Source organism: Leeuwenhoekiella marinoflava DSM 3653, assembly GCF_900129005.1.
Classification (GTDB): domain Bacteria; phylum Bacteroidota; class Bacteroidia; order Flavobacteriales; family Flavobacteriaceae; genus Leeuwenhoekiella; species Leeuwenhoekiella marinoflava.
The window spans coordinates 1-18,303 of sequence record NZ_FQUN01000020.1 but is presented as its reverse complement, the minus strand read 5'-3'; the positions used below and the strand labels follow the sequence as shown (position 1 = coordinate 18,303).

Annotated in this window: 10 protein-coding genes; 1 reads left to right on the top strand and 9 read right to left on the bottom strand. The window is 34.9% G+C overall.

Annotated elements, in window-relative coordinates:
* Nucleotides 1–14 precede the first annotated feature (14 nt).
* The 8 genes from BUB91_RS16740 to BUB91_RS16705 all read right to left on the bottom strand — a co-directional run bounded on the left by BUB91_RS16740 (nucleotide 15) and on the right by BUB91_RS16705 (nucleotide 13,400).
* The gene (locus BUB91_RS16740; protein ID WP_073100430.1) at nucleotides 15–1,346 is read right to left on the bottom strand and encodes a BNR repeat-containing protein; all 1,332 of its coding nucleotides are present in this window, start codon (nucleotides 1,344–1,346) and stop codon (nucleotides 15–17) included.
* Nucleotides 1,347–1,401: 55 nt separating this feature from the next.
* Entirely contained in the window at nucleotides 1,402–2,619 is a 1,218-nt protein-coding gene (locus BUB91_RS16735) for a hypothetical protein (protein WP_073100429.1), read from the bottom strand.
* A gap of 27 nt (nucleotides 2,620–2,646) precedes the next feature.
* On the bottom strand, nucleotides 2,647–3,816 hold the full coding sequence (locus BUB91_RS16730; protein ID WP_073100428.1) for a glycoside hydrolase family 16 protein: 1,170 nt from the start codon (nucleotides 3,814–3,816) through the stop codon (nucleotides 2,647–2,649).
* 76 nt (nucleotides 3,817–3,892) lie between these two features.
* Nucleotides 3,893–5,632: a DUF4998 domain-containing protein gene (locus BUB91_RS16725; RefSeq protein ID WP_073100427.1), complete on the bottom strand. Its 1,740-nt coding sequence runs from the start codon at nucleotides 5,630–5,632 to the stop codon at nucleotides 3,893–3,895.
* Nucleotides 5,633–5,652: 20 nt separating this feature from the next.
* Nucleotides 5,653–6,855: a DUF5000 domain-containing lipoprotein gene (locus BUB91_RS16720; RefSeq protein ID WP_073100426.1), complete on the bottom strand. Its 1,203-nt coding sequence runs from the start codon at nucleotides 6,853–6,855 to the stop codon at nucleotides 5,653–5,655.
* Nucleotides 6,856–6,883: 28 nt separating this feature from the next.
* A complete protein-coding gene (locus BUB91_RS16715) occupies nucleotides 6,884–8,839 on the bottom strand; it encodes a RagB/SusD family nutrient uptake outer membrane protein (RefSeq protein WP_241652646.1) in 1,956 nt (651 codons plus the stop codon).
* Nucleotides 8,840–8,875: 36 nt separating this feature from the next.
* Complete coding sequence (locus BUB91_RS16710; RefSeq protein ID WP_073100425.1) at nucleotides 8,876–12,046, bottom strand: SusC/RagA family TonB-linked outer membrane protein; 3,171 nt, start codon at nucleotides 12,044–12,046, stop codon at nucleotides 8,876–8,878.
* A 226-nt stretch (nucleotides 12,047–12,272) separates the two neighbouring features.
* On the bottom strand, nucleotides 12,273–13,400 hold the full coding sequence (locus BUB91_RS16705) for a glycoside hydrolase family 43 protein (RefSeq protein ID WP_073100424.1): 1,128 nt from the start codon (nucleotides 13,398–13,400) through the stop codon (nucleotides 12,273–12,275).
* 284 nt (nucleotides 13,401–13,684) lie between these two features.
* Between BUB91_RS16705 and BUB91_RS16700 the strand changes: the two genes are divergently transcribed.
* Nucleotides 13,685–17,755 (top strand): hybrid sensor histidine kinase/response regulator transcription factor, encoded by a 4,071-nt coding sequence (locus BUB91_RS16700; RefSeq protein WP_241652643.1) that lies wholly within the window; start codon nucleotides 13,685–13,687, stop codon nucleotides 17,753–17,755.
* Between the two features lie 222 nt (nucleotides 17,756–17,977).
* On the opposite strand, the gene BUB91_RS16695 is transcribed toward BUB91_RS16700, so the two are convergent.
* Nucleotides 17,978–18,303, bottom strand: a 326-nt coding sequence (locus tag BUB91_RS16695; protein ID WP_139250541.1) for a transposase, incomplete at its 5' end; no start/stop codon positions are given.

The following is an 18,303-nucleotide window of genomic DNA, read 5'->3' as shown; positions in this document are numbered from 1 at the left end:
CTTTAAAAGCTTTTTTAGTTTAAGGGTAAATTGTCTAATTCTAAAAGTTGAACCGGTGTGGCTTTTTTATCAATCAAGCCTTCGCCATCAACCTGTATGACTTCTTGCTGAAAGATGTGCACTTTTCCGGTTTGTTTGTATAATTGCTTATCAAAGTTGGGCTCCCAATCTCCTACACTTATATCTGTTAGATCTTGTAGTTTCCAATCTTTTTGAGAAGCTAAATTTTTATAAGCTATTGTTATTTTACTCTCACGCAGATCGTCTCTAAAAAGCAGATAAACAGTTTTTTCGGATTTTTGTTTTTGAACAAAGATCTCTGGTCTACTAATGGGTATTTTTTTAGTTCCGCCACCTCCTAAGTCAAATCCTGAATCTCGAAAGCTTGTATGTTGTTTCTTCCAAATTCCGTTTTCCAGATAAACTATTTGGTATTGTGTTTTTCCTTCTACATTCCAATAATTTGCGATATACGGATTCCCTGCATCATCAGTTGTCATCGAGGTCTGATTGATCAAACTGCTATTTTGAGGAATCTCCCAGGCATTTTCTGCGGTCTCTTGGGTAATGGGTAATTCATAAGCTTCGCCAGTAGAACGCGTCCAAGTCTTTCCGCCATCTGTAGATTTTGCATAAGCAATGTCGTGATTGGTACTAACGTCCCAAGTCTCACGCCAAACCCAAGAAACATGTATCGTTCCTTGTTTATCTACATAAGCTTGCCAATAGGCATTACGTTTACCTTCGCCGTCTATAAGATTTTGGTGTAATTGCGACCAGACACCTGTTTTAATATCATACGAATTAATTACTAAAATCCCCCTTCCCGATTGCCCGGACCGATACATGAAAATTAAGTCTCCAGAATTTTTTAGATTGTAAAATTGTGGATAAGAAACTTTTCCCTCTTCAATACCTGTCATTTGCTTTTTAGCTCCTAATACTAGACTAAGAGGTTCTACACTTACAGCATATCGCAATTCATTATCGTGATGATCCCAACTTATATGCAAATACCCATCTCCATCTACTGCTATGCTAATGACATTGTGCGCATCTGCTGTATTACCGGTATATTGAGTTTTATGCACTTCCCAATCCCCGGCTGGAAGTGTTCTCTTAGCAAGAGTAACATAGGATTGAGCGTCATAATATGCAACAAACTGAGTGTTACGATGAGTCGTTACCGCATTTTGCCTAAAAATAACTGTATTAATAGAATTGTTTGCCCAACCAGAACCAATAATACTTTTTTTAAAAGCAACATCTGACAAGCCTTTACAAGCAGAAAATATGCTTATACTGCTAATCAAAAGAACTAAAAACTTTAAGTAAAACAATCTCATAAGAATAAATTATAAATGTACAAATAACATTTATAACTAACAGCTTTCGAATTTATTAATTTGAAGGTAGCCCATCAGTTTTCATTCCCTGTAAGATTAAACAGTGGGTAATGTATAAGTCTTCTTCACCCGTATCTTCATGAGCTCCGTTAATACCATATGGCCAAAAATGAACACCTGATTTTCTAATATATTCCTCATCATCACCGCTCATCAATTGTATGATTTCTGCAGCTCTTTCTCCATTATAACGATTATCTGTAAATAAATCATCATACTTCCAATGTGTTCCTACACCAACTGAATGAGCCATTTCATGTAATGCTGTACCTGTTCTTTGGTAACTTTCAACTGGCCCCATATTAATCCACCCGTCAAAATTAGCATTAGCTGTTGGAGTGCCTGGTGAATAATTAACCGTGACATGCTTAGTTATTGAAGTGAAGTTATTAAAGTACCAGGTCGCCTCATCAAAAGCACTCTTTATACGGGCGTGAATAGGATTACTTAAATCTAAAGTCCCATTAAAAGACCAAGTAAAATTACCCTCTGGAATGGTAGAAATAATCATCTGTCTTCCGTAAACTGCTTCACCATCAGATATCTTATAAGGACGAATAAAATATACCGACTGCTCTTCAAGATCTGTTATACGTTGTTTAAAATGATCTTCTATAGTAGCGTGAATTATTTTATTGTTATCTATTGTTGGTACTTCTTCAGTTCCCCACACGACTCCCATTTCTGTAATGGGTAAATCTCCACGATCTATAAGTTCTACTTCTACAAAAATATCGTGAGCACCAGATATTGAGATCACTTCCGGATTAAATAAGGCTGACTCTGCAATTAATGTTTTAAAATTAACCTCATCGCCATAAACTACACCTGCTTCATTTACAGCATAAGGTTTAGCATAATATGTAGTTACCTGTTTTAAACCCGTTAGACTCACCGTAAACTCACCAGACCCTTTAACGCTCGAGGCTAAATATTTGTCTCCTTCATTTGAGTCAGGAGTGGTACTTAAATAAATACCTCGTTCAGAAATACTGCCATTACCATCATCAGTTACAGCAGCATGTACAATCGCATTGAATGTATCTATATTTGATACCTCTTGAATACTTAATACTGCTTGTACAATATTTTCTTCTGGAGTAGGTCTTGACTCTATAATCACATCATCTGTATTGTCAGAACTACTACAGGATAATAAAGTGAAAATAAACAGTATTGAACATGCTAATCTGCTTATATATATTATATTCATATTTAATCTCATAACTTAAGTGTTTTTTTAATTTTGAGCTTGAGGGGTTGCCACAACTTTAATATTACGCGCACTAAAAACCTGATCTTCTGAGCGTACTATACTCTCATCATTAGTTGCTCCGCTAGCTCCTTCCATTTGCATATTAATAATTAGCCAAAACGGTTTATTGGTGTAATCTTTAATCTCGCTAGATCTCAACTCTCCATCTATATACATATTAACAGCCGTATCTATCTCATCAATACGACGCAAAATCAATTTATAACTGTGCCAGCTTGTTGCCGCATCAGGAACATCTGTTAAAACAGTTGTCCATATTGTCTTATCCCAAGACGGACCAGTAACTGTATTTTGTAAATTAGATGTGGTACCTTTGAATTCTAAAATATCTACTTCTGGAGGCCAAGAATCTGAGCCACTTATCCAAAATGCTGGCCATGAACTGGGAACAGTTGGTGCCATAAATTCCCCACTTATCTCCCAATAGGGTAATTCTTCTGTAACACGTATCTTATCTTTAGCATGTATTGCTCCGGAATGAAAAGTGATACGTAAATGAGGATCTGCTGTGCTATACCCCTCCCATTCCCAATTAGTCCACTTTGCTATTATTTCTAAAACACCCCCTTCTTTTAAAGATACGTTATCAGAAAACATACGGGCAGACCCATTATGATCTGATCCCCACGGGTACAGCATATTCCAAGTCTCATCAAATTTATCTTGAGATGTAAAACTTTCAGAGTCAACAATTATAACCGGCTTTACTTCAGCCTTAGTTACTACACTTATAACATCTCCATAGGCTATCCCTGCTTTATTTTCAGCGTATGCTCTAATAAAATATGTTGTATTTTCTTTAAGACCAGAAATATCTGTAGTAAACTCTCCTGAAGCTTTGACAGTATTTGCAGCAAATTGTGTATCGCTTTCTGCAAGCTCTTCTTTAACTGATACCGAAATTCCACGGCTTAATACCGATGCTCCTCCATTATCTGTTATATATGCTGTAATCGTCATTGAAGACTCAAGAATATTTATAACCTGTTCAATCTGTACAGTGGGAACTTGACCCGTTACCTCAATATCTGGCTTTTCTATTGATGCCAAATCATTATTATTTTCGTCAGAACATGAAAATAAAACTAATATTATTCCTAGTAAATAAAGTTTTTCTATATAAGATGATTTCATGATTTAGAGCTATACTATTATAAACAGGAAGCAGATTCTAACTGCTTCCTGTTTTCAATTAAAAAAAATGACCTGTTTATTGTTTTACCAGTTTAAATGACTCCACTTGTAAAAAACGACCTACCCCCTCTGCATTAGTAGTTTCTCCTCCTATAGCTACTTTAGTTGGTTCTGAAATTGTAAAACTTAAAATTCTTGTATTGTCATTTGCTGAGTCAACCCTATCGTAGACTAGCGTTTCTTCCGCTGTTTCTACGTCAACTACATCCGGTAAGGTGTTACCTTTAGCAACAACAAAATAAGCCTGGTCAGAAGTGCCACGAGTACCACTATAGTTTGTTGCAAAAATTGTCACCGTATAAGTATATGTCCCTGGTTCTAAAAATAAAACTTGATAAACCTTACCATTCACGATATTAGGTTGTCCCCAACCACTTTCTAAATCCCATTTTGCTGAGTTCCCATCATATGCCCCTTGAGGTCCGTTATCTGTATGACTCATTGCTGCATCATTATGTATCCAATCGGCAGGCGTACCCCATCGACTTCCAGTTGAAGCTAATTTGTAAGGTGCTGAAGCATTTTTTAGGTATGGAGCTTTAGAAAATTGATTTAACTCAAATGAATTAATTTTAAGAAATCTACCTGCTCCTGCATCATTTGTTGTCTGAACACCAATAGATAATTGCGTTGTTTCTTCTAAAGTAAACGCAAGTAACCTGTTTAGTCCGTTTGCTTTATTAACACGTTCAAACGCCAAAGTCATAGGAGATGTTTCAACATCTGATACATCTGGTAACTGAGGCCCTTTTGCAACTGTGAAGTACGCTTTGTCTAAATTATTATCTGCCCCCTCATAATTAGTCTCAGCAATATTTATTGAATATGCATAAGTACCTGCGGGTAAAATCACTGTTTGATAAACTTTAGCGTTTATAAGGTCAGGTTCACCCCATCCACTTTCCAGATCAAATAATTCACCATCTAAAGCACCATAACCATCGTGACTGAGTGCAGCTTCATTATGTATCCAACCTAACGGAGTTCCCCATCTGCTGCCTCCTTCTAAAATTTCAAAAGGGTAAGAGCTATTCAAAAGATAAGGAGGATCTGTTAATTTTGGTTCTGGAGTATAGCTTTTGTAATCTGTATAGAACGTATCAATACTTGTAGGTTCTGGTTTAAAAATAGTTCGATATTGATATTCTGAACCACTCATAAAATCTTCAATAAAAGCCATCGCTGAATCAATAGGCACATATACTTCTTCTATTTCAGAGGTATTGCTCGATGTATATTGAATTTCTGTACCTAAAACTCCTGTAGTTAAATCCATCGATGAATAACTAACCGTTAAATCATTTCCGATTAAAACATTGCTAATGACAGTTCTGTTGTAAAGCGTTTCCTGATAACGCTCCCCATATACTTCTGCTGTTATATTTACTGGAATAGAACTATTCAATTCCTCATCATAAGTGCGTACCTCTAAGTTATATATATTTTCTTCTAAATCATTTATATATACACTTAATGTATCTATTGGTTTTGTACGGTTTACCGGTACTACTACAGAATCAGCTTTATTATTCCAATACACTCTAAAACTTGTAATTTTAGGATCTGCATTAAGTACTCCGCGCAAATACAGTCTTTCTCTTCCTGTAAATACTTTTACAGAGTCTAATTTTTCTGTATAACTAATTTCACCACCATCAGTGAACTTTCTATAATCTTCCATCTCGTCTGAACAAGCTGCAACAACTAATGCCACAAAACATAGCAAGAGAAAAAATTGTTTTTTATAAGTTTTCATAAGAATACTATTTTGTGTTATTATTGTGAGTTACCATATGCCTGCAGCTCAGCTATTGCAAACTGCTTACCTCCTGCCCAGTTCTCTAAATTTTCGATTCTTATATACCTTACCTTCGGCATATCTATAGGTATATCCCAACTAAAACCTGACCTTGCAGTTTCAAAATCCTCATTAGTTTGCTGCCCATAAGGAAGACCAGAAGGCTTAACTTCTTCATATTCGCCCAATAAAGTCCATTTTGACAGATCTCCCGATGTCTCTAAAACATCTGATCCGTAAATTCTAAAACGTTTAGGACAAGCCAAATAGTAATATGATCTATCATTGAAATATTCAGGATAATCCCATATAACTATTCTACTAAGCTTAGCCTGTACCCCCATATCAAAAGTGAATATGTGATTTGATGCTGTGTATGTTGATGCTGTCAAATATATTTGAGGCCAATCCCATGAATTTCCATTCCACAGACCTTCTAAAGAAGTTGATGGGTGAAATGGTGCATCATTAGGTAATCTAACTCCTCTATAACCAGTCTTAGGAATTGCCTCTTCAAATAGTGGTTTTACCTCTGCAAACAAAGTGTCTGTATAGTTTAACCACCTATCTCTTACTGCAATAGCAAACTTCTTGTTTATAGTGTCCATCCCTCTAAGGGTACTTTTTACTTCATTAGTAGATGTATAAACACTGTTTCCTAAAGTAACCCAGTCACCGTACTCATCTTCTTCCATTACAAGGATGGCGATGTCTTCTCGGTCTGGGTTGTCTGCAGAAATATAAATACCTCCAAATGCTGGTGACACTTCTAAACTCTCATATATATCAAATATAGGTGCCAGATTAGGAGCTATGGTTATCATAACGGGATCTGATTGAACTTCACTTCTGTTAACGGTTGTAACCGAAATATCAACTTCTGAATTACCAGAGAACCCTTCTAATATCAAAGAACTATTATAGTACGATGATTTTACATTCATTTCTCTACCATTCTCCAATACATAATCTGCTTGAATATATAAAAGATCTTGATCTTTAGGTAGTGTATAACTCAACTTAGCTTTTCCTGCTAAGTTTTCTACCATGATATCTGTTACCTGACCCGGTTTTTCTGAATTACTTTCTAAAGGATCGTTAACATCTTCTTCTGAACAGCCCACTATAAACATAATAGCGATCAGGTACAAACCCATTTTTTTTAAAAATTTCCAATTCATAATATCTCTATTTAATTTTATTATTTTATTACCAACCTAGGTTTTGAACCAAATTTGAATTTTGTAATAATGTGTTTTCTGCAAGAGGCCAGAAATAATCTCGTGGCGAAACAAATCGCTGTTGGAAAATAGTTCTAATTTGATAATAGGATGCATCATCTTCTCCAAAAACATTCCACCCACGTATAGGCTCATTAAATTCTCGAGAAGCTTCTTTCCATCTGCGGATATCCCAAAATCGACTTCCCTCAAAGGCCATTTCAATATTGCGCTCCTGATGAATAATAGCTCTCAACCCTTCTTTAGAATTAGGCTTATTAGGATTTGAAGAAAAATTAGCCCAAGATTCCTGTACACCATCTAAACCTGCTCGATCTCTAACTCTATCCAAATATTCGAAAACTTCTGGAGACGGGCCTTGCACTTCATTTAAAGCTTCGGCATACATAAGGTATAGGTCAGCAAGTCTTAATTCTGGCCACGCATAATCTCTATAAGATGCAGATGATTCTCCAAAACTCTGATTCCAATTCACTAATTTTTTAACATAATAGCCTGTCATATTAAAGAAGAAGGCTGTATTACTTCCTGCATAATCATTGTATTTACCTTTTATATGAAATTTAGTCTCATCATTTCCGCTATCATATTTATACCATATGGATCCATCAAAACCCAAATCTGCATAAAACCTGGGTTCTCTGTCATAGTTTAAAATAGAAGTGGTATAACCCTGTTTTATATTATACTTTTCGGGAGCACCTGCTTCTCTCAACTCAAGAATATCACTAAAGTCTAATGTAGTATCTTCATCAATAGGCACACCATTTTTAGTATAAAACTGTTGTGCTATTTTAAGTGTTGGAGACATAACCTTACGTGCATTATTTTGCGAGTGAGTAATATCTAATGGCGACATTGAGTTCAATTGTATTTCACCCGTTCTACTTACCGTATTACCCCAGATCACTTCTGAATTCCAACGTTCTGACACTGCATTCCTTATGGTTAGCTTTTGAGTCGTAGTATCTGTTAGGGTAAAACCTGAACCCGGAAACTCATACAATGAATGCCCCGCACCCTCAGCTGCTTCGATAGCCGTTAATGCTGCATCAGCTGCTAATTCCCATTTTGCTGCATCATAATCTGTATTAAATAATTGCGTACCATCTTTATTTACTAAACTGGCCAAATCTGAATTACCATTAAACAAAGGGCTCGCATCTGTTAATAAAATACGTGTTTTTAAACCCAATGCAATCGGTCTTGTGATTCTACCTAGTTCTGAATTTATATCAGTTATAGAAGGAGGTAAAATAGCGATAGCTTCATCACATAACTCTACAAGATATGCGATACTCTCATTCCAATTATCACGACTAACATCTAAGACCTCACTTGGCGCATCAACAGGAATATTCTCTCTCATAACTGGTATGGGACCATACATTCTCATTAAATAAAAATGATAATAAGCTTTGAGAAATTTAGCCTCTGCAATCCAACGCTCCCGCTCACTAGGCTGAATATCAGGAACCTTACTAGCGTCACTCAAATTTTCAATAAATATATTGCAATGTCGTATCCCATCAAAGAGGTTATATCCATCTCCAGGACCACCTCCATCATAATACCCGTCCCATGCATTAAAATACGGATTTGAAACACGTTGATTACCCATTGCTATATCTAATGAATAAATAGTCAGTGCCTGTCGCTGATCAGGTATCCACATTTCGTCTCCGGCTAACATGGCTGGATTGTGAATCAGACTCCCGTTTCTAGGCATATAAGCATAACAAGTAAACAAGTATTTTTCTGCCTCGTTGCGCAATTTAAAAGCCTGATCAATTGTTGCTACGTTATCTGGTACTACATCTAAAAATGAGTCTTCACAAGATTGTAAATTTAACATCATTGGAATAGCAATAGCAACACCCAGCTTTTTCCAAAGTGAGCATTTTTTCATAGTTAATGTTTTCATTTTAACTGTTTTAAATTCTTTCATCATCATCGCTAATTAAAAGTTTACTTGTAAGCCTAAGTTGTATACCGATTGAATAGGATATCCTAAACCGTTACCTCCCATTTCAGGATCCCATAAATCAAAGTTGCTCCACACAGCCAGGTTAAGACCGCTAGCATAAAGACGTAAACTTTTAATATGAAATTTTTCTAGAAATTTTTGTGGAGCATTAAAGCCAACCTCTAAAGTTTTTAATCTTAAGAAATCTCCGTTACGCATCCACCAAGTGGAAGTCTGGTTATTATTCTCTATAAAAGTCTGACTTAAACGGGGCCAAAATGCGTAAACGTCACGGTTCTCCTCTGACCAGTAATCCTCTGCTACAACTTTGAGCAGTCCATTTTGTGCTCCTCCATTTATAACAAAAGGAGAAATATTCTGTGGGTTGATGAAAAAGCTGGAACCCGCAGATCCTTGAAAGAACACACTCAAATCAAAGGCTTTATAACCTATTGTACCTCCAAAACCATAAATAATCTTCGGAGTAGTAGGGTTACCAATTGGCACCATATCACTCTGTGAGATAACCCCATCTCCATTAACATCACGATATTTTATGTCTCCTCCGGTATAATCGCCAAACTGCGTAGGGGAATTATCTACTTCTTCCTGATCTACAAAAAGACGTTCAGCGATATACCCATAAACCTGAGAAGCGTTTTGACCTATCTGCGACCTGTATGCTAAATTCTCCGGGTAATCGACCTCATCATATTCTAAAATCTCATTATCTGCATAGGTAAAATTAGCTCTCAATTGCGTCCATAAATATTTTCCCAACTGCTTGTTGTAATCTGCAGTAAGGTCAAGACCATAACTCTCTAACTTAGCAAAGTTTGCTTGTGGAGTAGCTGTTAAACCCAGAGCAGAACCTATATTAGATCTAGTCTGTAGAATATTTGTTCTATTCTGTCTAAAGATATCTGCTACGATATTAAGATCTCCAAACAGTCCTATATCTACTCCTAAATTTACTTGCTCTGATTCTTCCCAACCAATATCATAATTTGAATATCTTGAGATGTAAACCCCATTGCGATAATACCCAAAGTCCTGACCAAAACTTACACCATAGTTACCATCATCCAAATTAACATTAGAGAGATAGAAAAACCTATCTGAAGTATTACCTATCTGATCATTACCTACTAAACCGTAAGTAATTCTAAATTTTAAATTAGATACAACATCCTTTAAAGGTTCAAAGAATTTCTCATTAGAAATACGATATCCTAAACCTGCCGAAGGAAAGAAACCATACCTACTGCCTCTTGCAAAACGCTCAGAACCATTATATCCAAAATTACCCTCAAACATATAGCGGTTATCGTATGCATAAGTAAAGCGTCCTGATACACCATGGTTTCTACTCGCTAAAGAACTTTGCACACTACCAGAGTTTCCATTTTCATAACTGGATAGCAAATTAAGTAACATTGCAGAAACAGCATGCTTTTCGCCAAAAGTTCTATCATAATTGATAGCGGTCTCATTATATATTCTAGAATCTAATAACTTCTCACCTTCACTATAACCCAAGTATTCTTGTCCTACAGTACCTATAGAACTAGCACTACCGTCATTTAAAACTTGAAGTTCAATATCACCATTAACAGGGTTTAAATACGAGCTGTAAAAGAACGGATTATATTGTCTAGAAACATTATATGTAGAGTATCTACTCAGATATCCCATTGTACGCACTCTAAGACCTTCTGTTATAAAAGATAAATCTTGTTTCAATTCTAATTGTGGGCGAATAGTAGAAGTCTTTCTTGTTTGATACCCTCTTACCATCTGAGCATACGGGTTATTCAACAACGTTTCAGAAGCAACGCCTGTAGGTGCTCCTCCAAAAAGAGGATGCTCTATAAAAGGAAGTAATTCTGAAGGATAAATTGCAGGAAATGCAACCGGATTAGACCAAACAGCATTATTAAAAATTGCCTGACCACCTCCTACAGGACCATTATAATCATCAAATTGACCTGAAACTCTTATGATAGCTTCAGTAGTAGGAGTGAGCTGTAAATTAATGTTACTTCTTATAGAATAATTACGAAGTTTTATATTACTGTTGAAGTTGTTTATACCTTCAACATCAAGCACACCATTATCTATATTATAGGTTCCAGAAACATAATATCTTGCCTTCTCACTACCACCACTTACATTTAAATTCAAACTTTGATTTACTGTATAGTCTTTGATAAGTTGATCAATCCAATTATTGTTAGGATATAATAAGGGATTACCTCCTTGAGCAGTTCTGTCGATCTTAGTTTGAGAATAAGGCAGAATCGCATTACGGTCACGCGTAAGGGCTGCTTCATTTGCGAGCGTCATATATGTTATATTATCTGCAAAATTGAAGTTTTTAGTATTTGCCGAAACTCGTGTTTCAGATCTAAAATTAAACTGAGTTTCTCCTGCTTTACCACTTTTGGTACTAATTAAAACAACCCCGTTTGCACCCCGAGCACCATATACTGATGCTGCTGCTGCATCTTTCAATACTGAAAAACTCTCTATATCATCGGGTTGAATACGAGCCATATCTGTTGTGGTAGACTCTATGCCGTCAATTAAAATTAAAGGACTACGCTTTCCAGAACCAAAAGTACTCAACCCACGAATAAAGAAGTCAGAATTATCTGCTCCTGGCTCTCCTGTTCTCTGATAAGCAATCATACCAGATACACGACCCGCCATCATTGTTGTAAGGTTATTTGTTGGACCCTTTAATTCTTTAGGGTTGATTGTTGTTATAGAACTAACAACACTACCCTTTTTTTGTTTACCTCCAAAACCAATAACAACTGTTTCTTCTAAAGTATCCATATCAGGACTTAAAGTCAAGTCTATTTGAGACTCATCTCCCACAACCATTTCCTGACTAACAAAGCCCACATAAGTAAATACTAGAGTAGCTCCAGCTGGCACAGTTATAGAATATTTTCCATCAAAATCTGTACTTGTACCATTATTGGTGCCTTTCTCAACTATAGTTACTCCAGGGAGTGGTGTGCTGCTATCCCCTTCTAAAATGGTTCCCTTAATAACTCTTTGAGGAAGACTTGTTGATAAAGCAGCTCCATACAGATCTGTGGACATTGAATTGAGTAGCAAACAAAGTAAAAGAATTATTCCAGCTTTTTGGTACATTAAATATTTTTTAATCATAATCTGAATCTCTTAATTAGTAACTATTTTTCGATACTTTTAACTTTAATGGGTTCACAAGATATACTTGATATTTTTCGATTTTTTTATCCATAATTATCTATTTATTAATTGATTATTCTAAAATTTCTTATTTATTATTATATTCTAAATTAAAACTAAATCGATTGAGATATCTCTAAAATCCAATAGTCAAACTTGTAAATTGTTAAGGTGTTAGCGTTTTAAAAATCGACAGATCCCATTCATCGTGCCATTTAAATTCTAGTTCCTCGTTATTTACAGAGATTGGTAACCATATATATCTCCCATCGATATGATTTTTAGGATTCCATCGATCCCCCATATAGATATAAGCATCTTTCTTACCTGAAACAGGCAAAACAAATGTACTCTGAGAGCTAAAGGTCAATTCTGATTCCTCACCTACCGCCGGATTACCCAATTTTTTCCACGGACCTAACATGGATTTTGATTTAAATGATCTAGCAGGATTTGGATCCCAGCCTGTTAAACCCGATGTAATCATATAATATGTATCTCCTGATTTAAAAACTGCAGGAGCTTCATTTTGTCCCCCTTTCTGAACACGTACATAAGTATCTGTAAAATCTAGGTAGTCATCAGTAAGAAGTGATATGTGTAAGGTTTGGTTCTCTTCTGAAGAGTGTATATGGTAAGCTTTACCATCATCATCAACGTAAACCGTCATATCTCTTGACATCTGTCCTTTTTTAAAATCTCTACGTACGTATAAGCCATCGATTAAAGATTCCTTCCATTCTGGTGTCCACCATTCTAACTTTTCATCTTCTTCATTGTAAACTTTCTCTGAATCATCTATATTTTTAGGCCATATCTTAGTATTAGGTCTAAATGATTTAATGTATTTAAAGGGGCCTAAAGGATTGTCACTTATCGCTACACCGGTACGAGCGGCAGCATAGCCTTGACCCTTTAATTCTAGATGAAACCACATTACATACTTATCAGTTTTCTTATTATAAATAACTTTAGGTCTTTCTATTACAGACCCTGTTGTAATTTCAGAATTAGGGTCAGTACTTACAGACAATGCCACTCCTTCATTTTTCCAGTTATATAAATCATCAGAGCTATAAACACGTACACCAACCTGTGCTAAACTGTTTTGATTTTTATGTTCCCCATACCAGAAGTAAGTCCCATCTTCGTAATAAAAACCACCTCCGTGAGCATTTATATGATTGCCATCTGCATCTTTCCAAATATCTCCAGGAGTAAATGAAGAATTATTTAGATTTTGCCCTGTGCAACTTTGTGTAATTATTAAACTAAGAATAAGTAAAAATCTCATCAACTTGGTTTTATAGCCTTAATTATCAATTTTGATATTCTGTGTTATTTTTAATTTATAGCTGTTCACTACAAATACTTAAAACAACCTTCACAATTTTCTAACATTTAAGAGTTATTAAGAAGGGCTATATCAATAAAATTTAGGGGGGTATGCGGTCAAATTGCTCACAAATAGCTTAATTTATTAAATAATAGTCATCACGAAATTTAAATCCCTAATTATTTCTTAATTTTTCAAAAAATTAAATACTTGACATTAACATGAATTTAAAATACTTTTTTTTGTTAATCACAGGCTTAGTCAACACTTTTCTTTTTGCTCAAAAAAACGATGATCAAGAAGCTTTTCCACTTAGTAACAGACTTACATTTTATAGCCTCGATACACAGCAAGGACTTTCTAACAATATTGTAAAAACTATCGAGCAAGATTCTTTAGGTTTCATTTGGATAGGAACTTCTGACGGACTTAACAGATATGATGGAGCAGATTTTAAAATCTACAGAAGAGAGAACTCCATGCTGAGTAATAATTACATCCAAGATGTATCAGTTAACGAAGCTGGAGAAATCATTTTAGCAACAGATGGTGGTCTTAATATTTATAACCAAAGAACTGAAAAATTTGATTTACTCAACAATTACAATCCATACCTAAGACAAAGCATCAATTCTTATGAAGATCTTGGTGATGGTACTTACGCTGTAGGAGCATATAACCAGGGGTTACTTATATATGAAGGCTTCGAGGAAAAACTTTATTATGGTCAAGGAGATCAAAACACTAATGGATTAGCTTCTGTAAAAGTCTCTTGCATGACCAAACAAAAAGAGACTTTGTGGGTAGGATCTTTTGATAATGGGCTAGATAAATTTGATTTAAAATCCCATAAAATCACACATATACCACTAAAGATAAATAATGAAACTGTCGCTCAAATCAACACTCTTTTTGTTGATAGCCATAATAATTTATGGGTTGGTACAAGTCAAGGTTTAATAGGCCTCTTAAATTCTGGTGAGCAAATAAATATAACAGAAGGTAAAAATTCTCAAAGACTAAGCAATGATCAAATTTTAGCTATAGAAGAAGACAATTTGGGAAAATTATGGGTAGGCACCTATAAAGGAGGTCTTAATGTATTTGATATAGATGCTATAACAAAAGACAAAAAAGATTTTAATGTTATAAAATACACCCCAAAAGAAAACGGAACAAGTGTTTACAATGCCTCTATTAATGCTTTAAAGAAAGATAGAAATGGTTTTATGTGGATAGGTACTAACGCAGGAGTCAACTTTGTTGATCCTTCTGGAGAGCCTATAAAGTTGATAAAAAACAACCTGATGGGTGGTCAAAAGTTAGTACATAACCGTATTAACGGAATGTTTGAATCGCAAAACGGAAAGGTCTACTTAGCAACAGATGGCGGAGGTATTGATACATATTCCCCAGAAACCGGTCTTTTTAATCATGGTGTTATGAGTAAAAAAAATGGCTTAACAACAGACCATATCAATACAATTTTTGAAGATTCTAATGCAAATATCTGGATAGGCACCTACCAAGGCGGACTTAATAGATATAACACAAAAACAAAAAACTGGCAATATTACCTCAAAGGTGAGAATAAAGACGGTAGCGACGTGAGATGCTTATTTCAAGCCAAAAATGGAAATGTATGGGTAGGTACAAATAGAGGCGGTTTGTTTAAATACGACGATAACGCGAATACATTTAATTACAGCAGTGACCTAGATAAGATTTCAAGTCGTATGGATATTAGAGCCATTGATGAAGATAGTCACGGCGTATTATGGATGGCTACGTATGGAAATGGAATCATAAGGTTTAATCCTAAAACAGGAGACGTAAAATCATTTTATAATGGAAACCTAGAAGGCTTAACTAATAATGTAGTTTTTTGCATCAAAGTTCTTAACGACGATAGTATTGTTGCAGGTTTAAAATATGGAGGGGTTATTCATTTTAATGAGGATGATGAAACTGCTTTAAATTATACCGAAGCTAACGGATTAAGCAACAATACTGTAAATAGTATCGTAGTTCATGATTACGAAACTATATTCTTAGGCACATATAAAGGCATCACTAAATACAATTACAAAAAAGGAGAGGTAGAAAGTTTAAATTCTTTCAATAACATTCAAAAGAGTGAATACAACATAGGGGCTACATTTAAAAGTAAATCTGGTCATATATACTTTGGTGGTAACAAAGGCTTAAATGTTTTTAAACCCGAACAATTAAAAGTTAGTGCTCCTAAAAATAATATTATTATAAAGAACTTTAAACTTTTTGATAATGATGTTCCTATAAAACCAGAAGAATCAAAAAGTCTTTTGACTGAATCTATTTTATTCACAGAAAAAATTCAGTTAAACCATGACCAGACTAATTTCTCTTTAGATTTCACAAACTTAAATTATCCATTTGCATCTAATACAAATTACTCTTACTCCTTAGAAGGCTATGATAATCACTGGATTGATTTAAAAAATTCAACCCGAATTAATTTCAGCAATCTTACACCAGGTGATTATACCTTAAAAATCAAAGCTCAAAACCAAGGTAATCCTGCAATTTTTAAAGATTTAAAAATTACTATACTCCCTCCCATTTGGAAAACAATACCAGCATTCATTCTTTATATAGTTGTATTTATATTTCTCTTTTGGATAAGTCTCAATTATTATGCAGAGCGTATTAAGCTTCAAAATTCTTTAGTTTTTGAGCAAAAACAGAGACAACTTGAAAACGAATTAAATGAAGAGCGTATTCGATTTTACACCGGCTTTTCTCATGAATTAAAAACTCCATTAACTTTAATATTAGCTCCTTTAGAAACCCTGCTAGAAGAGACCGTACACAAACAACATCGTAAAAGCTTAAAACTCATAAAACGCAATGCAGACAACCTGTTACAGTTTATAAACAAACTGCTTGAGTTTAGAAAAAGTGAAAAGGGTTTAAGCAAATTGCACATTAATCAATACAACTTAACTAAGAATTTGGCCAACTGGCTTGCTAGTTATGATCCGCTGCTAAAGAAAAAAAGTATTGAGTTAGTTATCACAATGCCTCAGACACCTCTTCGTGTTTATTGTGATTTAGAAAAAATTCAAGTAATTATCAATAACCTTGTTTCAAATGCTATTAAATACAGCCCAAAAGGTGAAAAAATATACGTTGAACTTACGCAAGATGAACAACAGTTAATCTTAAAGGTTAGCGATAATGGCAGCGGCATTAAGGCCCAAGATCTAAATAATATATTTGAATGGTATTATCAGTCTAATACCTCTCTTAAAAAAGATGGAAGCGGCATTGGTCTTGCCCTTTCTAAGCGTTTTGCTGAGCTACATAAAGGAACGCTAGAAGTCACTAGCAAAGAAGGAAAAGGAAGCGTCTTTACTTTATATATTCCTAAAGATGAAAGCTTACTTGATGAGTATCTCACCGATAACAATTACCCACTAGATGATAAAAAATTAATTGAACACCAGATCAATACTAATAATTTAAACGTTGAAAAAAGAGAGGTTAAAAACATTCTTGCTTCTCCAGAAAATAAAAGAAAGCTTATCCTACTCATTGATGATAACCCAGATATTCTAGAATTTCTGGATAGTACGTTAGCTCAGGAATATGACCTCATTCATGCAGAAGACGGCGAAGAAGGTATTGAAAAAGCTATAAACTATATACCAGATCTGATTATAAGCGACATTATGATGCCCGTCAAAAGCGGAATTGACCTTTGTAATTTTATAAAAAATAAAAAGGAAACTTCACACATTCCCATAATTTTATTATCTGCTAAAAGTAACTTTGAGATGATTGAAACCGGCTATACTGAAGGCGCTGACGATTATATGCTTAAACCCTTTAATGTACAGGTGCTTAAAGCAAGAGTTACTAATCTTATTGAAAACCGGGTAAAGCTTCTACAACGATTTGCAGAATCTAATTTATCTGAAGAGGATAATGATCAAAAAAGGCTATTAGATCTAGAAAAAGAATTTTTATCTGAATTCCACAAAATAGTTTTTGATAATATGCAGCAAGGTATTAAGACCGTAGAAGTTGTTTCAGAAAAAATAGGTATGAGTAGATCTTCCCTTTACCGAAAAATCAAAGCAATAACAGGTCAAAACATCAATGAATACATAAGAAATATAAAAATTGAGCACGCAGCTTATTTAATAAAAAAGGAAAAATTCACCATCTCGCAAGCTGCTTATGAAGTTGGTTTTGGTGACGCAAAATACTTCCGGAAGATTTTTAAAGAAAAGTATGGTAAACCGCCCTCTGCTTTTAAACCGAGTTAAACCCTGTTCCCCGAGGGTAATTCACGGAATAGGGATACTGTTGTTAATTAATTTAAAATGATATATTTTTCAATTGAAATAAACAATGGCGTCTGTAAACAAATCAATATCCACAGATTCCCGGTGGCCTAACTGAAGGCTTATGAAGTACCCCGACCAATCTAAAACGAATCCAATTCCGGAATCTTCATCAAGCCTTTAAACCTGAGTTCGATTTAAGTATTAGTAGAAAAGTGCCACTTGATTGGTTTTTTGAGTTTCAAATTTAATAGCTGGTTTCTTATCCTGAAAGGAATATGCTATAAGGCTAGCTATAAGATTGGTAATAAAATTACCAAAACTTCTATGTCTGGAATGCTCTGCCTGGCAGATATTTTTGAGCTGATCGTTGATAGTCTCTATGACAGACCTCTTTCGCAATAGGATTTTATCTCGCATGGTCATCAGCACATTCTTCATATTATTTTTTATTCCTGTCACTAAATGTAACCCCTGATCGAATAGTAGTTCAGCTAGTTCCTTAGAGAGGTACCCTTTATCAGCATACA

Coding starts and splice junctions, on each gene's coding strand:
- BUB91_RS16740 (WP_073100430.1), bottom strand. CDS start 1,346: ATGAGATTGTTTTACTTAAAGTTTTTAGTTCTTTTGATTAGCAGTATA.
- BUB91_RS16735 (WP_073100429.1), bottom strand. CDS start 2,619: ATGAATATAATATATATAAGCAGATTAGCATGTTCAATACTGTTTATT.
- BUB91_RS16730 (WP_073100428.1), bottom strand. CDS start 3,816: ATGAAATCATCTTATATAGAAAAACTTTATTTACTAGGAATAATATTA.
- BUB91_RS16725 (WP_073100427.1), bottom strand. CDS start 5,632: ATGAAAACTTATAAAAAACAATTTTTTCTCTTGCTATGTTTTGTGGCA.
- BUB91_RS16720 (WP_073100426.1), bottom strand. CDS start 6,855: ATGAATTGGAAATTTTTAAAAAAAATGGGTTTGTACCTGATCGCTATT.
- BUB91_RS16715 (WP_241652646.1), bottom strand. CDS start 8,839: ATGAAAACATTAACTATGAAAAAATGCTCACTTTGGAAAAAGCTGGGT.
- BUB91_RS16710 (WP_073100425.1), bottom strand. CDS start 12,046: ATGTACCAAAAAGCTGGAATAATTCTTTTACTTTGTTTGCTACTCAAT.
- BUB91_RS16705 (WP_073100424.1), bottom strand. CDS start 13,400: ATGAGATTTTTACTTATTCTTAGTTTAATAATTACACAAAGTTGCACA.